At 66.8% G+C, this 15,180-nt stretch carries 13 protein-coding genes; 5 read left to right on the top strand and 8 right to left on the bottom strand.

Annotation, left to right across the window (positions count from 1 at the left end; all coding sequences use genetic code 11):
* Nucleotides 1–109: 109 nt before the first annotated feature.
* The 3 genes from WOC76_RS23555 (at nucleotide 110) to WOC76_RS23565 (ending at nucleotide 3,552) form a co-directional block, all read left to right on the top strand.
* The gene (locus tag WOC76_RS23555; protein ID WP_341387327.1) at nucleotides 110–1,750 is read left to right on the top strand and encodes a formylmethanofuran dehydrogenase subunit A; all 1,641 of its coding nucleotides are present in this window, start codon (nucleotides 110–112) and stop codon (nucleotides 1,748–1,750) included.
* A gap of 42 nt (nucleotides 1,751–1,792) precedes the next feature.
* On the top strand, nucleotides 1,793–2,755 hold the full coding sequence (locus WOC76_RS23560; RefSeq protein WP_341387326.1) for a hypothetical protein: 963 nt from the start codon (nucleotides 1,793–1,795) through the stop codon (nucleotides 2,753–2,755).
* Between the two features lie 260 nt (nucleotides 2,756–3,015).
* Nucleotides 3,016–3,552, top strand: coding sequence for a c-type cytochrome (locus WOC76_RS23565; protein ID WP_341387325.1), 537 nt, complete (start codon nucleotides 3,016–3,018; stop codon nucleotides 3,550–3,552).
* 33 nt (nucleotides 3,553–3,585) lie between these two features.
* On the opposite strand, the gene WOC76_RS23570 is transcribed toward WOC76_RS23565, so the two are convergent.
* From WOC76_RS23570 to WOC76_RS23605, 8 genes are all read right to left on the bottom strand, one after another.
* Entirely contained in the window at nucleotides 3,586–4,140 is a 555-nt protein-coding gene (locus WOC76_RS23570) for an HD domain-containing protein (RefSeq protein WP_341387324.1), read from the bottom strand.
* Between the two features lie 20 nt (nucleotides 4,141–4,160).
* The gene (locus tag WOC76_RS23575) at nucleotides 4,161–5,588 is read right to left on the bottom strand and encodes a hypothetical protein (protein ID WP_341431625.1); all 1,428 of its coding nucleotides are present in this window, start codon (nucleotides 5,586–5,588) and stop codon (nucleotides 4,161–4,163) included.
* A gap of 84 nt (nucleotides 5,589–5,672) precedes the next feature.
* Nucleotides 5,673–7,298 (bottom strand): copper resistance D family protein, encoded by a 1,626-nt coding sequence (locus WOC76_RS23580; RefSeq protein WP_341431626.1) that lies wholly within the window; start codon nucleotides 7,296–7,298, stop codon nucleotides 5,673–5,675.
* A 2-nt stretch (nucleotides 7,299–7,300) separates the two neighbouring features.
* A complete protein-coding gene (locus WOC76_RS23585; protein WP_341387320.1) occupies nucleotides 7,301–7,669 on the bottom strand; it encodes a copper resistance CopC family protein in 369 nt (122 codons plus the stop codon).
* Between the two features lie 89 nt (nucleotides 7,670–7,758).
* Nucleotides 7,759–9,387: an adenylate/guanylate cyclase domain-containing protein gene (locus WOC76_RS23590; protein ID WP_341387319.1), complete on the bottom strand. Its 1,629-nt coding sequence runs from the start codon at nucleotides 9,385–9,387 to the stop codon at nucleotides 7,759–7,761.
* Complete coding sequence (locus tag WOC76_RS23595) at nucleotides 9,384–9,758, bottom strand: response regulator (protein ID WP_341387318.1); 375 nt, start codon at nucleotides 9,756–9,758, stop codon at nucleotides 9,384–9,386. Before WOC76_RS23595 ends, WOC76_RS23590 begins: the two co-directional genes overlap by 4 nt.
* A 17-nt stretch (nucleotides 9,759–9,775) precedes the next feature.
* The gene (locus tag WOC76_RS23600) at nucleotides 9,776–12,514 is read right to left on the bottom strand and encodes a response regulator (RefSeq protein WP_341387317.1); all 2,739 of its coding nucleotides are present in this window, start codon (nucleotides 12,512–12,514) and stop codon (nucleotides 9,776–9,778) included.
* Complete coding sequence (locus tag WOC76_RS23605) at nucleotides 12,514–13,818, bottom strand: urea ABC transporter substrate-binding protein (protein WP_341431627.1); 1,305 nt, start codon at nucleotides 13,816–13,818, stop codon at nucleotides 12,514–12,516. The genes WOC76_RS23600 and WOC76_RS23605 overlap by 1 nt, the downstream gene beginning before the upstream one ends.
* 222 nt (nucleotides 13,819–14,040) lie before the next feature.
* On the opposite strand from WOC76_RS23605, the gene WOC76_RS23610 reads away from it, so the two are divergent.
* Together WOC76_RS23610 and WOC76_RS23615 are read left to right on the top strand one after the other, a co-directional pair.
* Nucleotides 14,041–14,748: a transaldolase family protein gene (locus tag WOC76_RS23610; RefSeq protein WP_341387315.1), complete on the top strand. Its 708-nt coding sequence runs from the start codon at nucleotides 14,041–14,043 to the stop codon at nucleotides 14,746–14,748.
* On the top strand, nucleotides 14,745–15,179 hold the full coding sequence (locus WOC76_RS23615; RefSeq protein WP_341431628.1) for a sugar dehydrogenase complex small subunit: 435 nt from the start codon (nucleotides 14,745–14,747) through the stop codon (nucleotides 15,177–15,179). Before WOC76_RS23610 ends, WOC76_RS23615 begins: the two co-directional genes overlap by 4 nt.
* Nucleotide 15,180 lies beyond the last annotated feature (1 nt).

Consider the following 15,180-nt stretch of genomic DNA (forward strand, 5'->3'; position numbering starts at 1 on the left):
ACTTGTAACGCGACAGGACGCGCGTCTTGCGTTAGCCTCCGGGCGCGCCCGCTCGCGCGGCAGGCGCTGGAGGACGGCGAGACGTTCCCGATCGTTTTTGGAGAAGCCCATGCTGACCCGTCTTCGCGGCGGCCATGTCGTCGACCCGGCCACTGAACGCGACGCCGTCGAAGACCTCTGGATCGAGGATGGACGCATCGTCGCGCGGCCGCAAGGCCGAAAGGCCGACGCCGAATATGATCTCTCGGGACACGTCGTCATGGCCGGCGCCATCGACGTTCATTCCCACATCGCCGGCGGCGGCGTGAACACGGCGCGGCTGCTTCTGCCCGAGACCCATCCGGGGCATCGTCCGCGCCCGGCGAGCACGCCGCTGTCAGAAGCGGGCTGGACCGCTTTCGAGACGGGCCGCCTCTATGCGGGCATGGGTTTCACCACCGTCATCGAGCCGGCGGTGCTGCCGCATCACGCCCTGCACGCCCATCTCGAAATGGCCGACATTCCGATCATCGACAAGGGCTTTCTGACGGTTCTGGGCAATGACGACATTCTGCTCGGCGCGCTGCGCGGCCGCGAGAGCGACAGCGCGCTCGCCGATTATGTCGGCGCCACGCTCGCAGCGACCAGAGGGATCGGCGTCAAATGCGCCAATCCCGGCGGCGTCTGTGGATGCAAGCAGAACATGCGCTCGTTTTCGCTCGACGACGAGGTTCCCGAATATGGCGTGTCGGGTCGCGACATCTTCACGCGTCTCCAGCGCGCCGTCGTCGCGAGCGGCATTCCGCATCCGCTGCATCTGCACATGAGCAATCTCGGGCTCGGCGGCAATATCGACACCGCGCTCGACACCATCGACGCCGCAGAGGGCCTCCCCCTGCATCTCGCGCACGCCCAGTTCTACGCCTATGGCAAGGAGGGCGCGCACGGCTTCTCCTCGGCGGCCGCGCGACTCGCCGAGAAAATAAATGCAAACAGGAATGTCACGCTCGACGTGGGGCAGGTGATGTTCGCCGAGACGGTGACGATTTCCACCGACGTGATGAAACAGCTCAACAGCCTGCCGAGCGCAAGGCCGAAGAAGGGCGTCATCTACGACGGCGACAGCAGCGGCCTCGGCGTCGTCCCTTATTCCTATCGCATCTCGGATTACTATAACGCCGTGCAATGGGCGGCGGGCCTCGAACTGTTCCTGCTCACGCATGATCCGATGCGCGTCTTCTTCACGACCGATCATCCCAACGGCGCGCCGTTCACGACCTATCCGGAAGTCTTCGCCCTCCTGATGAGCGCGGACAAGCGGGCGCAATGGATGTCGCGGCTCCCGGCGCAGGTGCTGGAGATGACGACGCTGCCCTCGATCAAGCGCGAATATACGCTCTACGAGATCGCTGCGATGACGCGCGCCGCGCCGCGCAAGCTCTATGGTCTCGAGGATCGCGGGACGCTCGGGGAGGGCGCCGTCGCCGACATTGCGGTTTACAGGACGCAGAAGGACAAGGCGGCGATGTTTCGCGATGCGGCCTATGTCTTCAAGGACGGCGAGCTGGTCGTGCGCGACGGCGAGGCGCTCCGCTTCACGCGCGGCCGGACGCTCTTCGTGCGGCCCGGTTACGACGACCAGATGGACAGGCGCCTCGACGCCTGGTACGCCGACGCCTACGGCCTTCCGCGCGCCATGTTCGGCGTCTGTGACGCGGCGCTGCCGAACCGGGACTTTTTCGAGGAAGTTCCCTCCCGCCGGCGCGCCTGACGCGCGCCGAAAACTCCAAAACGACCAGGACCGAAAAGCCTCATGTTTCTCGTGCACAATTCGCCCGAGCAGGCGCCCCTGCTGGCCGCCGCGATCGTTTCCGCCTGCCGAATGCCCGACGGCTGGCCCGCGCCCGCCCAGCCGCAGGTCTTGCAGGTTCTCTTCGACAGGCTGCTCGGCTTCCATGCGGATTTCGAGCAGCTTGCCCCGGCGGAGCCCGCCGAGGCCGCGGCCCTGCTGCCCGACCCGGAGCAACGCCGCGAACTCATCGAGCTGATGGCGACGATGGAGATGATGTGCCGGCCCATCCCGCCCGCCTTGCAGGCGTCGGTGGACGGCTGGGCGAGGGCGCTCGGCGTGGAGGACAGGACGCTCACCCTCGCGCGCGATCTCGCATGCGACGCGCGGCAGCGCGCCACGGCGGATTTCTACCGGCTGAACTGGATCGGCGACGCCGATCCGCAGCAGGACGAAAGCTTCCGCCAGTCTCTCGAACGCCATGGCGCGCCGGCCTACGCCCTGACCTTCGAGGAGAACCCGCAGGAGCGGGCGCGCTGGGCGCGGCTCGCGGACTGTCCCGAGGCGAGCCTGGGACGGGCGCTCGCGCAATTCTATCAACAGCGCGGCTTCAAGCTTCCCGGAGAGATCGGCGGCGCCAATGCGGCGCTCGCGCAGCACGACTGGGTGCATGTGATCGCCGATTACGACACGACCGCCATCGGCGAGCTCGAGGTGACCGCCTTCATCGCGAGCGCCAGCCGCTCTCCGGGCGCGGTGCTCGGATTCGTCGGCGCGGTCAGTCTCTATGAAACGGGCCTGCTCGAAAGCGTCGTGACGCACAGCTATTCCGCAACGCTGTCGGCGCCCGGCGGCGCGGAGCGCGTCGCGGCGGCCATTTTGAACGGGAAGAGATGCCGCATCGATCCGCTCGTCGGGATCGATTATTTCACCATCGCCGACGAGCCGCTCGACGCCGTTCGCCGCCGCTTCGGCCTCGCGCCCTAGCCCCTCCGACGCCGTCGCCGCATTCTAGCGCTTGGCGCTCATCGAGCCGGTCCCCGTCGATTCATTGCGCGACGATTGGCCGTTGGCGGGCGTCGCCGTGAACATTGCGATGGAATTCGGGCCGATGATCATGGTGAGGCGCGGTCGAAAGGCGCCGGGCGAGCGGAGACCAGCGACGCCCGGACGCGCGCCGTCGCGCCTTGCCGCGCGGGCGGCGTCGCTTAGTTTGACCGCAACGCCGCGCGAACGGGATGCCGGCCATGAAATTCGCTCTCGGATTCATCGTCGCGGTCGTGGTCATCGCGGTCGGCGCGGCGATCACGGCGCTGTTCTACGACGTCGCCGCCTCCGCGCCCGAGCCGGAGGCCGTCTCCTCGATTCTTCACTCCGTCATGAGGCATTCGGTGCAAGCCCGCGCCGCAGCCGCGGGCCGCGAAAGCTGGAGCCCGGCGGAGTTGCAAAAGGGGTTCGAGGAATATGACGAGATGTGCGTCATCTGCCATTCGGCGCCTGGAAAGGAGCGGACGCCCATCAGCAAGGGACTGCAGCCGCAGCCTCCCGACCTTGCCAAGGCCTCGACGCAATGGACGACGGCGCAGCTCTTCTGGATCATCAGCAATGGCGTCAGAATGACGGGGATGCCCGCGTTCGGCCGGACGCACGGCGACGCCGAGATCTGGAACATCGTCGGATTCGTCCGTCTTCTTCCGAAAATCCCGGCGCAGACCTATCGGGACATGGAGAGCCGCGCCGCCGCGACCCGGCGCGAGGAGGAAACCCGTCACGGCAGACCGTGATCTCTCAGGCGCCCGGAACGACCGCGCGCGCGGTTATTTCGGAGGCGTCCATTCCTTGCTCAGCACGCGCCGGACCATTGGTTCGAAGGTCGCCAAGGGCTCGTTTTGATAGTCGGGATCGAAAGAAATCTCATCGTATTTCGCGCAGAACTCGACCGTGCGCGCATAGGCGGGATCGGATTTGAACTGATCGCGCGCATTGGGGTCGAGCCCCAGATGAGACGCATAAAAATAGGTTTGAAACAGCCCGTGCTTTGCAAGCATCCAGCAATTGTCGCGCGAGACGAAGGGGCGCAGGATGGCGGCGATCACCTCGCCATGATTGAAGGGGCCGAGAGGCTCGCAGGCGTCGTGCATCAAGGCGACGACGACATATTCCTCGTCCCTTCCGTCGCGAAGCGCCCGCGTCGCCGTCTGGAGACAGTGATCATATCGGCTGATGTTGTAGGCCGTGTCGTCGCGCAGCGCGCGCAGCACTCCGAAGAGCCGGTCGGGCAGCTTTTCCAGGGTCTGTTCGTGAACATGCCTGAGCGTCTCGAAATCGGCGTCCGTGCCCTGATCCATGCGCGAGAAATGCATTTTTTCCATAAAGCCCTCCCCCTCTGTCATCAGGGCGCGCGGGACGCGCGGTCGTCGGCGATGAACGCGGCGAGCCGCCGCGCCTGATCCGTGAAGAGCTGAAGCTTTCCGACATCGAGGGGATCGCGCAAATACTGCAGCATCAACACGTCTTCCCCGTCCAGAACGGCCGGCCCGACGCCGCAGAAGAAGAAGCCGAGGCCGCGCGCTTTCTCGACGATATGCGGCAGGCCGGGGTCGGCGACGCGCGCCAGCAGTTGCGTCGCGCGGGCGCCGAGGCTGCACACATCCTGAAGGGCCTGCGCGAGCTCCACGCCGGCGTCGAGCCCCACCTCCTCGAATTCTATTTTGCCGTATCCGCGCTGGTCGATCGAGATGCGCGTTTTCGACGCGCCGGCGCGAGGCGATCCGGGCGGGCAGGGCGACGCCGCGACGCCCAGGCTCTCGTAGATGCCCAGCATGATCTCGCGATAGGCTTGCGGCGCGTGAAACGCCCGCTTCGGCGGCTCCGCCAGAAAGCGGAAGGTCAGGAGATAGCTTTGCCGCTGTCCCGCGGTCGGCGGCGGCGCGCCCTTTGGATGCGCCGCCTCCGGAGCCTTGCCGAGCAGGATTGCGCAAACGGGCATTCCCGCCCGCTCGTCGTTGCGCTGGGAGAATGTGTGGAGGGTGACGGGGAGCGCATAGACTCCTGTCAGGCCGAGCTTGCGCGCCTCCTGCGAGAGCCGCTCGGTCATCCGTTCGAGCAGATGGCGCCCGCGATAGGAGTCGAGGACGACCGCTTCGCCGCGTTCGGCGATGACGGCGCCGTTTTCGCGTTCGAGCGCGACATGGCCGATCACCTCGCCCTTTTCGTCCCGCGCCACCACCGGAAGCAGCGCGCCGCTTTCGACCCTGCTCCAGTACCGCTGCGGCGAGAACACTTCCGTATGAACGTAATTGTGGCCGTAGATCGCAAGGAAGCATCTGGCGATGGCGGCGGCGTCCTCGCGCCGGGGCAGATCGATCGAGACGTCCCCTGCGGGCGGCGCCTCGGCCGGCGGCGGCGCGGTCGCCGGATCGAACGAAACGGGCGCTTCGCTCTCCGCCTCCAGGCCGCGATGAAAGCTCGCCTCGAAACCGTCGACGCCGCGCTCGCGGACCGAAAGCCCCGCGTCCCGCCGCGCCAGATCGCCGAGCGCGCCCGCGATCGACGAAAAGCGCGCATGTCCCTTGAGCCGAATCCGGCAGCGCAGGTCGCGGCGGGACGAAGACACGTCGATGTCCGCGATGTCGTGACCCGACGCGAGCGCGCACAGGGCCGTGAAGGCGCAGAGCGCATCCTCCGCCAGGAGACTTGCGACCGACGGCGGCGCGCCCTCCAGCAGGGCGGCCTCCCGCACGAAGGCGCGAAGCAGCTCGCCGCGGCTCCTCTCCAGCGAAATCCGGATTTCACAGGGACGGGGATCGGTCTTCTTCATGTGCGGCTTCTCTCGCGCCCGACGCGCCGGCCTCACGCCAGCCGGGCGCAGACTAAAGCCTTTTGCGATCGGACCGAACCGGTTTCACGCGCTCTCGCGATACAGCAGCAGGACGGCGCCGGCCGCGATGAAGGCGACGGGCCAGACGAGGCCGGCGACCCGGCCGAGCGCCGGGGAGGGCAGGCGCAGCTCCAGCCAGCGCGCCGCCGCCGCGATCACGCCGAGCAGGGCGACGGGCGTGTGGCTGATCTCGACCAGCACCTCCTGCTTGTCGCCGCTGTGGCCGTAATGGGTCAGAAGCAGCGCCGCCGCCCCGGCGATCGTCAGCGGAAAGATGAACGACGGCCACGCCGCGCGAAACTTTTTCGCCTGCGCGCGCCATTCCACCAGGGCGAGCGCCGCGACGAGCGCGATCATGAGCTTGTGCTGCGCGATGCGCGGATTGGCGAGGCTTTCGAAAAAGCCCGTGGGGCCGAGCGGCCAGGCGTCTTCATCCGCGACGATGAAGAGATAGGCGGCGAGCGCGAGAAACAGCAACGGCCAGCGCCGCCCGAGGCGCCCGAGACGCCCGGACCGGGAAACGAGCGCGACCAGTCCCGTCGCGACGACGAAGAGCGCCGCATAATGATGATGGGCCTCCGACCAGGCGATGTCGAAGGGGCTGCGCGCCGTCTCGTCCTCGAAGACGTCGCCCCCGGCCGCCGACGCGGGCGAGGGTCCGCGAAGGCCGTCGGCCGCGAGCGGCGGCGGGGCGGGGCTCGCGAGCCGCGGCCAGGCGAGTTCGAAGCGTTTCGATATTTCGGACGCATCGGGCCGCGCGGCGCGCGTGTCCGCGGCGAGCGGCGACGAGGCGAGCGCCACCGCGCAGAGAATGGCGATGACGCCGACGCCGACCTCCGCTTCCGCGAGAACGGGAAGGCTGCGGAGGGCCGCGCATCCGTCGCGGCGTTGCCTGCGCACGGCGTGAAGATTGACCGCGCCCATGCACAGCAGAAGGGCGAGCAGCACGGCCTTCGCGCCGAGCAGCAGGCCGTAGGTCGTTTGATAAAGCCCCTCGGGCGTTCCCACATAAGGGACGGACATGAAGACGCCGGTCGCGACGAGAAGCGCGACGGCGGCGAGGGACACGAGCGAAAAACGCGCCGCCACGGCTGCGCGCTGGCCGCGATCCTCCAGCATCCGAAGCGAGGCGATGAAATAGGGAACGCCGCCGATCCAGGCCGCGAGCGCGAAGAGATGCAGCGTCTCCGCCGCGAGCAGCGCCGCGGCGGGCTGCGACCGGCTCGCGGCGTGCGTCACGCCCGCATGGGCGCCGACGAGAACGACGGACAGCAGAACGAGCGCCGCCGTCGCGCCGGAGGCGCGGCGCGCCACAGAGGCGAGCGCAAGGGCGGCGCAGGCGGACAGGAGATCGAAGATCACGGCGTCGGCGCTCATCGCCGTTGCGAGGTCCGCGCCCGTCGAGCCCATGAGAAAGGCCGTCAGCGCGACGGCCGTCAGCGCCTGCCCCAGGCACAGGACGAGGGCCGAAGAGACGAGGACGCGCCGGCAGAAGCGCCACAGACCGACGCGCCCCGACGCCGGCCCCTCGAGAGGCGCGAGCATGAACGGCAGATAGAGCGCGCCGCCGACCGCAACCGTTTGCGCGACCATCGAGACGCCGCGCAAGATCCAGTCGGCCATGCCGTAGATGGAGAGAAACGCCTGCATTCTCATCGCCCCACCTGAAATGCGACGTCGCCCCGGCTGGCGTGGCCGTCGACGCCCAGGACTTGCCAATGAAGACGGTAACGTCCTTCGCGAAGGCCGGTTCCCGTCGCCTTCAGCGCGTCGGACGGGCCTCCGGCCTCGATCCGCAAGACGGCCGCCGCGCCATCTTCCCTGACGAGCTTCAGTTGCGAAAAGCGCGGATCGAGCCGGCTGTCGAAACGCAGTTCGATCGACACCTCGCCGCCGGCGACGACGGCCCCCGCAGCGGGAGCCGACGACACGAGCGACGCATGGGCCGCGGCGTCGGCGACGGAGCCGGCGAGGAGGATCATCGCGAGGATCATCGAAAGAACGCGCGCACGCCAGGCCATCGCCAACCTCCCCCGCAGCCGCTCGGGGCCTCGCGGCTTCGAGGTAAGTTTCGCTGTCTCTCTTCGAGGCAAGCGGCGCCTTTTGCGCGTCAGGCGGGCGGGGGCGCTCTCCCGATCAGGAAACAGGTCTCCATCCGGCCCTTGCCCTTGACCTCGAGGCTGCCGCGCGGCTCCAGAACGAACGCGCCGCCCAGGCGCTCGCAGGTGGATTTCGACACATGGATGCGGCCGGGCAGGCTGTTGGCCTCGAGCCGGCTCGCGACGTTCACCGTATCGCCCCAGATGTCGTAGATGAACTTGTGCGCGCCGATGACGCCGGCGACGACGTCGCCGGAATTGACGCCGATCCGGATTTGCAGCGTCGCCGGCAGTTCCGCGTTGAGCCTGCCGAGGGTTTCGATCATCTCCACCGCCATGTCTGCGACGGCGTGGGCGTGATCCTCCCGCTTGCCGAAAAGCCCGCAGGCGGCCATGTAGGCGTCGCCGATGGTCTTGATCTTCTCGACGCCGAATTTGAGCGCGAGCGCGTCGAAGGCCGAGAAGACCCGGCTCAATATGTCCACGAGCCTGGCGGCCGGCAGCGTCGAGGACAACTCGGTGAAGCCGACGAAATCGGCGAACAGGATGGTGACGTCGTCGAGATGATCGGCGATCACCGTTTCCCCGCCCTTCAGACGCTCGACGGTCGGCGCCGGGAGAATGTTGAGGAGAAGCTTTTCGGATCGCTCCTTCTCGATCCTGAGCGCCTCCAGCGCCTCGCGCTCGCGGTCGCGCAGGCGCTTCTTCTCCAGCGACGATCCGATGCGCGCGCGAAGCAGCACGGGATCGAAGGGCTTGGCGAGATAATCCTCGGCGCCGGCTTCGACGCATCGGACGATCGAGTCGATCTCGTTGAGCGCCGAGATCACGATGACGGGAATGTCCCTGAGCGACGCGTCGGACTTGAGCGCCGAAAGGACGTCGAAGCCGCTCACGTCGGGCATGAGCAGATCGAGCAGAATGAGATCGAACGGCGCCTCCCTGACGAGCGCGAGCGCGCGCGCGCCGTTTTCGGCGAGCGTCACCGCATGGCCCTGCCGTTCGAGACGCCGCTTCAGAAGATCGCGATTGGAGGCGTTGTCGTCGACGACGAGAATGCGGCTCGGCAGCTGCGCGGCGTCGTCGGCCTCGCCTTCCGCGATCGGCTGCACGGATGCGACGAAGCGGTCCGCCACCCGCGCCGAGACGAGCCCCGCGCCCGCCTCCGCCGGGTCCGCGCCCTCGCTTTGGGGCAGCGAGAAGCTGACGAGGCCGTCGATGCGTTCGAGAAAGCGGGACGCCTCCTCGAGGAGCCGATCGAGATCCGTGACGAGGCCGCCGGCGTCGACGAGATCCGCCGCGTCCTCGCGCAGCATCTCGCCATACCCCTTGATCGCATTGATGGGCGTGCGCAGATCGTGCCGCAGGCGCCGGCGATAGTCCTCCGGATCCTCGTCAGCCTCTTTCTCGCGCGCGCGGAGCGGGCTGAACGGATCGACGAGAGACGCGATGAGCGTGCTCAGCGAGCGGCTGGCGAGCCTGATCTTCTCGAGATCCTCCCGGAACTGGGCCTGATCGTTCTTTCCCGCTTCGTCGAGCAGGATCTCGACATAGCCCGCGATGGCCTCGGCGGGCGCGCTCAGCTCCTGCCGCACATAGGCGATCAGCGCGCGATCCGTCCTGTCGGCGACGCGGGTCACGAAGCGCCGGAAGCGAGCAGCGCCGTGATCTTGCCCAGGAGCCGCGTGATCTCGACCGGCTTGGTGTCGTAGTCCTCGCAGCCCGCCTCCATCGCCTTCTCGCGATCGCCGGCCATGGCGTGGGCCGTGAGCGCGATCACCGGGATCTTTCGCGTCGCGTCGTCCTGCTTCACCCGCCGCGTCGCCTCCCATCCGTCGATCACCGGCAGGCTCATGTCCATCAGGATCAGATCGGGCGCTTCCGAAGCGGCCATCTCGACGCCCTGCTGTCCGTCGACGGCGATGACGACGTCGTAGCCGTTGCGCTTGAGGCGTCTCGACAGCATGTCCCGGTTCATCTCATTATCTTCGACAAGCAGAATCTTCGCCACCTGGTCGCTCTCCCTCGTCAGTGCGCATGAACGGCGTCGGCGGCGCTCGGAACGAGGCACTGACGCATGATCCCGACCAGCTCTTCGAGATAGTCGTGATCCTTCGTGATGATGTCCGCCCCGAGTGCGCGCAGCTTGCGAATGTCCTCTTCGCTCAGCTCCTTGGCCGTGACGATGATGACCGGAAGCCGGTCGAAGGCGGGCCGCCTGCGCAATTCCCGCAGAAAGCCGAAGCCGTCCAGATTGGGCATCATCAGATCGAGCAGCACGAGATCGGGCGCGGGATTCACCGATAGCCAGTCGAGCCCGTCCTGTCCATTCACGGCGGCTTCCGCCCTGTAGCCCGCGCCCGAGACGGAGCGGCAGAGAAGCTCGCGCGTCGCCGGATCGTCCTCGATGACGAGCACCGTATTTTCTCCGCCGCCGCCGCAGTAGTTTTCGAGCAGCGCCGTCAGGCGGCGCCGGTCGATGGGCTTCGTCAGTAGCTCCGCCGCGCCGAGCGGAATCGCCAGCCCGCGCTCGTTGAGGATCGTCACCATGATGACAGGGATGCCGCGCAGCTCGTCATCCTCCTTGAGCTGCTTGAGCACGCTCCAGCCATCGAGCTGCGGCATCATCACGTCGAGCGTGATCGCCTGCGGCCGGTGCTGGCGCGCCAAAGCCAGCGCCTCCAGCCCGTGGCGCGCGGCGATCACGCGATAACCCTTGTTTTCGAGCGTTCTCGTCAGCAGCTCGCGCGCCGTGGCGTCGTCGTCCACGACGAGGATGGTCGCATGAGGCGCGACCGCCTCGGGCGGCTTCCTGGCGACGGGCGCGCGCTCCTGGTCGGGCAGCCTGATGGTGAAGGTCGAGCCCGCGCCCGGCGCGCTCTCGACCGAAATGTCGCCGCCGAGCGCCGTGCAGAAATGCTTCGTGATCGCGAGGCCCAGCCCCGTGCCGCCGAAGCGTTTCGTCGTCGAGGCGTCGGCTTGCGTGAAGGCCTGAAACAGCCTGCCGAGCTGCTCCTCGCTCATGCCGAGCCCCGTGTCCGAGACGCGGAACACGACGCAGGCGTCCGCGTCCCTCTCGACGCTCAGGGCCACCGTCCCCTGGCTCGTGAACTTGTTGGCGTTGCTCATGAGGTTGAGCAGGCACTGCTTCACCTTGGTTTCGTCCGAAAGGAAGCCGCCGATATCCTCCTGACACGAGAGTTCGAGGCGGTTACCGTTCTTGTCGGCCAGGGGCTGGACGATGGACGCGACCTCGCGGACGAGCGGCGCGATCTCCACCCGCTCGATGAACACCTCCATCTTGCCCGCCTCGATCTTGGACAGGTCGAGAATGTCGTTGATCAGGCCGAGCAGATGCCGGCCCGCGCTCTCGATCTTCTTCAAATCCTCGATCGGCTCCTCGTCGCCCTTGTCGAGCGCGTCCTCCTGAAGCATCTCGCTGTAGCCGATGATGGCGTTGAGCGGCGTGCGCAGCTCGTGGCTCATGTTCGCCAGAAAGGCGCTTTTCGTCTTGCTCGCCTCCTCGGCCGCCACGCGCGCGACCGACAATTCCTCATTGGCGCGTTGCAGCTCGCGCGTGCGCGCCCGGATCTTGTCCTCCATCGAGCCGTAGAGCTCGCGCAATTCTCCGGTCATGGAGCGGATCGCGGTGAGAAGATGGCCGGTTTCGTCGCGGCTCTCGATCTCGAAATGCGCCTCGAGATCGCCGCCGGCGACCCGCTCCGCGACCCCGACGGCGGTCTTGATCGGCCGCGTGATCGTGCGCGCCACCGCCATGGCGAGAAGGATGATCGGCGGGATCATGAAGAGAAGCAGCCAGAGCGTCGCGTCTCTTTGCGCGCGCGTGAGCGCGAAGGCCTCTTCCGTGCGCTGCTGCACGACCATGCCCCAGCGAAACGACGGCACATAGGTCCAGGAGGCGACGACCGGCTTTCCGTCGAGATCGTCGAACAGGCCCGAGCCATGCACGCCGGCGAGCGCCCGCGCGAGCGCCGGAAACGCGCCGCCGGAGAGCGGCGTGCGGATGCTGAACGGCGCGGAGGCGTCGTGTCGCAGCGGATTGACCACGACCATCTGATCCCGGCCGTAATGCGCCGCGACGAGCGCCTCCCCCGTCTCGCCGAGACCGGTGTAATCATTGACGACGCCGTAAAGCTCCTTGTTGTCGAGCTTGAAGACGACGACGGCGACGACGACGCCATTGTCGAGCACCGGCCCCGCGATGAAGGCGGCGGGCTCTTTCGACCCCGGATAGATGTCGAAGGCCGAGATTTCCGCCTGCAACAATGTGCGGGCGCGCTCGACCGCGCCGGAAAGCTCCTTCCCGCCGCGCAGATTTTCATCGAAGAGCGCCACGCCCGCCTGGTCGAAGAGCGTTTCGCCGGCGGGCGACACAAGCGCGCAATCGACATAGTTGAAGGTGTCGGCGAAGCGGCCCAGCGTCGGGCCATGTTTCGCGACGGCCTCGCGATAGGCGTCCGATCCCCTGCCGCCCGCCCGCAGCGCCGCGCTCAATTCGCGGACGGCTTCGCCGACCGAGGGGTTGTGCATCAGCGACTCGACGCTCCTGATCTTCTCGAGCGTCAGATTCTCCAGTTGCTCGACCTTCTTCTTGGCGACGACCTGCAAGGAGGTCTGCACCGTCTGCTCGAGAGATTCTCGCGAAATGTCATAGGTTCGCCAGGCGAGCAGACCGCAGGACACGATATTGATCGCCAGAAACCAGAAGATGATCTTGGCCCCGATGGAGCTCCTCAGGAACGTCATCACTGCGCCTCCGTCGGATTCGCCCATCGGCCGCCCCAGCCATCGTACATCGCGGCCAGAAACGCCTCCCATTCCGCCTTGGTGCGGGAGGGCGGATAGGGAACCGGGCGGATCGGGTGGTCCACCGTCCAGACCAGTTCGATGCCGCCGTCGGGACGGATCTTGCCCACCGAGAAGGAACGCCAGCTGTGTTGCGTATAGGGATCGACGGAAACGAGTCCTTCCGGCGCGTCGAGCGTCTCGGTCAGCATCGTCCGCCGGACCCTCTCGACATCCAGCGTCTGCGCCTCCTGCACCGCCTTGGCCCATAGCCTCACGCTGAAATAGGAGGTCGCGATCACGTCGCCCGTGACGCGGTTTTCGCCGTATTTGCTGCGAAAGGCGCGGATGAACCGCTCGTTTTCAGGCGTCCTGACCGCCTCGAAATAGCTCCACGCGCTGTAATGGCCCTGCAAACTCTCGATCGGCAGGCTGCGCAGTTCTTCCTCGCCGATGCTGACGGAAACCACGGGGAGCCTTTGCGCCGTGAGGCCGGCGTCGGTCAGCGCGCGATAGAAGGCCTTGTTGGAATCGCCCACGACGGAGCTGAGAACGACGTCGGGCTGCGCCGCCTTTATCCGTTCGACGGCCTTCGACACATTGGAGCTGCCGAAGAAAATATAATCCTCGCCGACGAGCTCCGCGCCGAGCGCGCGGATCGTATCCTTCATGATTTCGTTGATGCTGCGCGGCCAGACGTAATCCGAACCGATCAGATAGAATTTGCGGCCGATGTGGTCGAGGCTCCATTTGATCGCCGGAATGACCTGCTGATTGGGCGCCGCGCCCGTGTAGATGATGTTGGGGGACTGCTCGAGGCCCTCATAGGCCATCGGATAGACCATCAGCTGGCCGTATTTCTCGATGACGGGCGCGACCGTCTTCCGGCTCGCGGAGGTCCAGCATCCAAAGATCACCGAGACCTTTTCCTGCGTGATCAGCCGCTCCGCCTCTTTCGCGAACGTCGGCCAATCCGACTTGCCGTCCGCAATGACGGGCTGGATTTTCCGGCCCAGCAGGCCGCCCTGGGCGTTGATCTCGTCGATCGCCAGAAGCTCGGCGTCGACCATGGAATTCTCGCTGATCGCCATGGCGCCCGAGCGCGAATGCAGGATTCCGACCTTGATCGGGGCGCGCTCCTCCGCGAAGGGGTAAACCGCGGCGGCCAGAACCGCGCCGGCGGCAAGGACGACGGCAAGGACCGCGGCGATGGCGACGGCGCCTTTCGGGGCGCTGGGGGGAGCCTTGGAAGTTACGATCGGCATTGCGCCTTTCCAGTGACGAGAATCATGGTCGCGATGGAGCCTGAGCGGTCCAATTTATTTGAACGCCCCCGCGCATTCCAGAGAGGCGCGCGTCTGTTTTCGCGAAAAGCGTTCATTGCTACGCTCACGCTGTCGCCCATCTCATTTGCCTGCGCCCGGGAGTGGACCGTCGCGCGCGTCCGTGTACACTGCCGCGCCTCTGCGTGCGAAAGGCGACTGGGCATGATCTTCATCGACTCGGCGGACCGGGCGGAGCTCTCTCAGGCGCTTTCGCTCCCCTACTGCAAGGGATTCACCACCAACCCGACGCTCTTCCTGCGCGCCCTCGGCGTTCAGGAGCTGAGCCTCGCCGAATATGTGTCGGCGGCCCGGAGCCTCGTCGATTTTGCGGCAGGCGACGCGAAGGCGCGGGACGTCATGATCCAGGGCGTCGGCGCGCCCGGGCAGGTCCTGGCGCAGCTTCACGCCTACAGGGACGCGCTCGGCGCCGTTCGCGACACGACGCTGTGGATCAAGCTGCTGCCGACGCGTGAGCATCTCTCCCTTTGTCCGGACATCGCGTCTCTCGGGTGCAAAAGTCTGGTGACGGCCGTTTTCACCCCGGCCCAGGCCTGCGCCGCGATGGAAAGCGGCGCGGACGGCGTCGCCGTCTATCTCGGGAGAACGATGAAGCAGGACGATTGGGAAACGACGCTCGAGTCAATCGCGCGCCTGGTTTTGCCGCGCGAGAAGATGCTGCTCATGGCGAGCCTGGCGGATGCGTGGAAAGTGGAGGCGGCCCTGCGCTACAGCGCGGACATCACCGTTCCCTTCGCCATGATCGACCAGTTGCTCCGCTCTCCTCATTCCGACGAGGCGATCGCGACCTTCACGGCGCAAGTCGGCGAGGACGTCGCGTCGGACGTGACGACGTCGGACATGGGGCAGTGATTTTCCCGGCGAACCGCATCGCGCGACGCGAGCTTCTGGCGGGCGCGGCCGTCAACGTCCTGCTTCTCGCCGTCCCCACAGCATTCGCCGACGCCCGAAGCCTCGATCTGTCGCGTTTTCTGCGGCTGAGCGAGAAACTGACCGCGCGTCCCAACCTCCCGCCGGAAATCGGCAGGATGTATCTTCAAAACATTGTCGGCGACGAAGGCTTGCGAAAGCGGTGGGAGAATGCGCGCGGCTCGACGACAGACGAGCGGGCCGCCCTCGAATCCCGAATTGTCGCAGACTGGTGTTCGGGGCAGACGCTCACGCCGAAGGGACTTGTCTGCATCGATTACGCCGGCGCGCTTTTGTGGGACGCGATCGGTTTCGCCAGACCGAGGGGCGTTCCCGACGCCGAGGCGGGGCGCTGGGCCCTGGCGCCATCCTGAC

The sequence above is a fragment of the Methylocystis sp. IM3 genome (genome assembly GCF_038070105.1).
Lineage (GTDB): Bacteria > Pseudomonadota > Alphaproteobacteria > Rhizobiales > Beijerinckiaceae > Methylocystis.

Excerpts from the sequence above, each read along its gene's own strand:
- WOC76_RS23555 (WP_341387327.1), top strand. The coding sequence starts at position 110 with ATGCTGACCCGTCTTCGCGGCGGCCATGTCGTCGACCCGGCCACTGAA.
- WOC76_RS23560 (WP_341387326.1), top strand. The coding sequence starts at position 1,793 with ATGTTTCTCGTGCACAATTCGCCCGAGCAGGCGCCCCTGCTGGCCGCC.
- WOC76_RS23565 (WP_341387325.1), top strand. The coding sequence starts at position 3,016 with ATGAAATTCGCTCTCGGATTCATCGTCGCGGTCGTGGTCATCGCGGTC.
- WOC76_RS23570 (WP_341387324.1), bottom strand. The coding sequence starts at position 4,140 with ATGGAAAAAATGCATTTCTCGCGCATGGATCAGGGCACGGACGCCGAT.
- WOC76_RS23575 (WP_341431625.1), bottom strand. The coding sequence starts at position 5,588 with ATGAAGAAGACCGATCCCCGTCCCTGTGAAATCCGGATTTCGCTGGAG.
- WOC76_RS23580 (WP_341431626.1), bottom strand. The coding sequence starts at position 7,298 with ATGCAGGCGTTTCTCTCCATCTACGGCATGGCCGACTGGATCTTGCGC.
- WOC76_RS23585 (WP_341387320.1), bottom strand. The coding sequence starts at position 7,669 with ATGGCCTGGCGTGCGCGCGTTCTTTCGATGATCCTCGCGATGATCCTC.
- WOC76_RS23600 (WP_341387317.1), bottom strand. The coding sequence starts at position 12,514 with ATGACGTTCCTGAGGAGCTCCATCGGGGCCAAGATCATCTTCTGGTTT.
- WOC76_RS23605 (WP_341431627.1), bottom strand. The coding sequence starts at position 13,818 with ATGCCGATCGTAACTTCCAAGGCTCCCCCCAGCGCCCCGAAAGGCGCC.
- WOC76_RS23610 (WP_341387315.1), top strand. The coding sequence starts at position 14,041 with ATGATCTTCATCGACTCGGCGGACCGGGCGGAGCTCTCTCAGGCGCTT.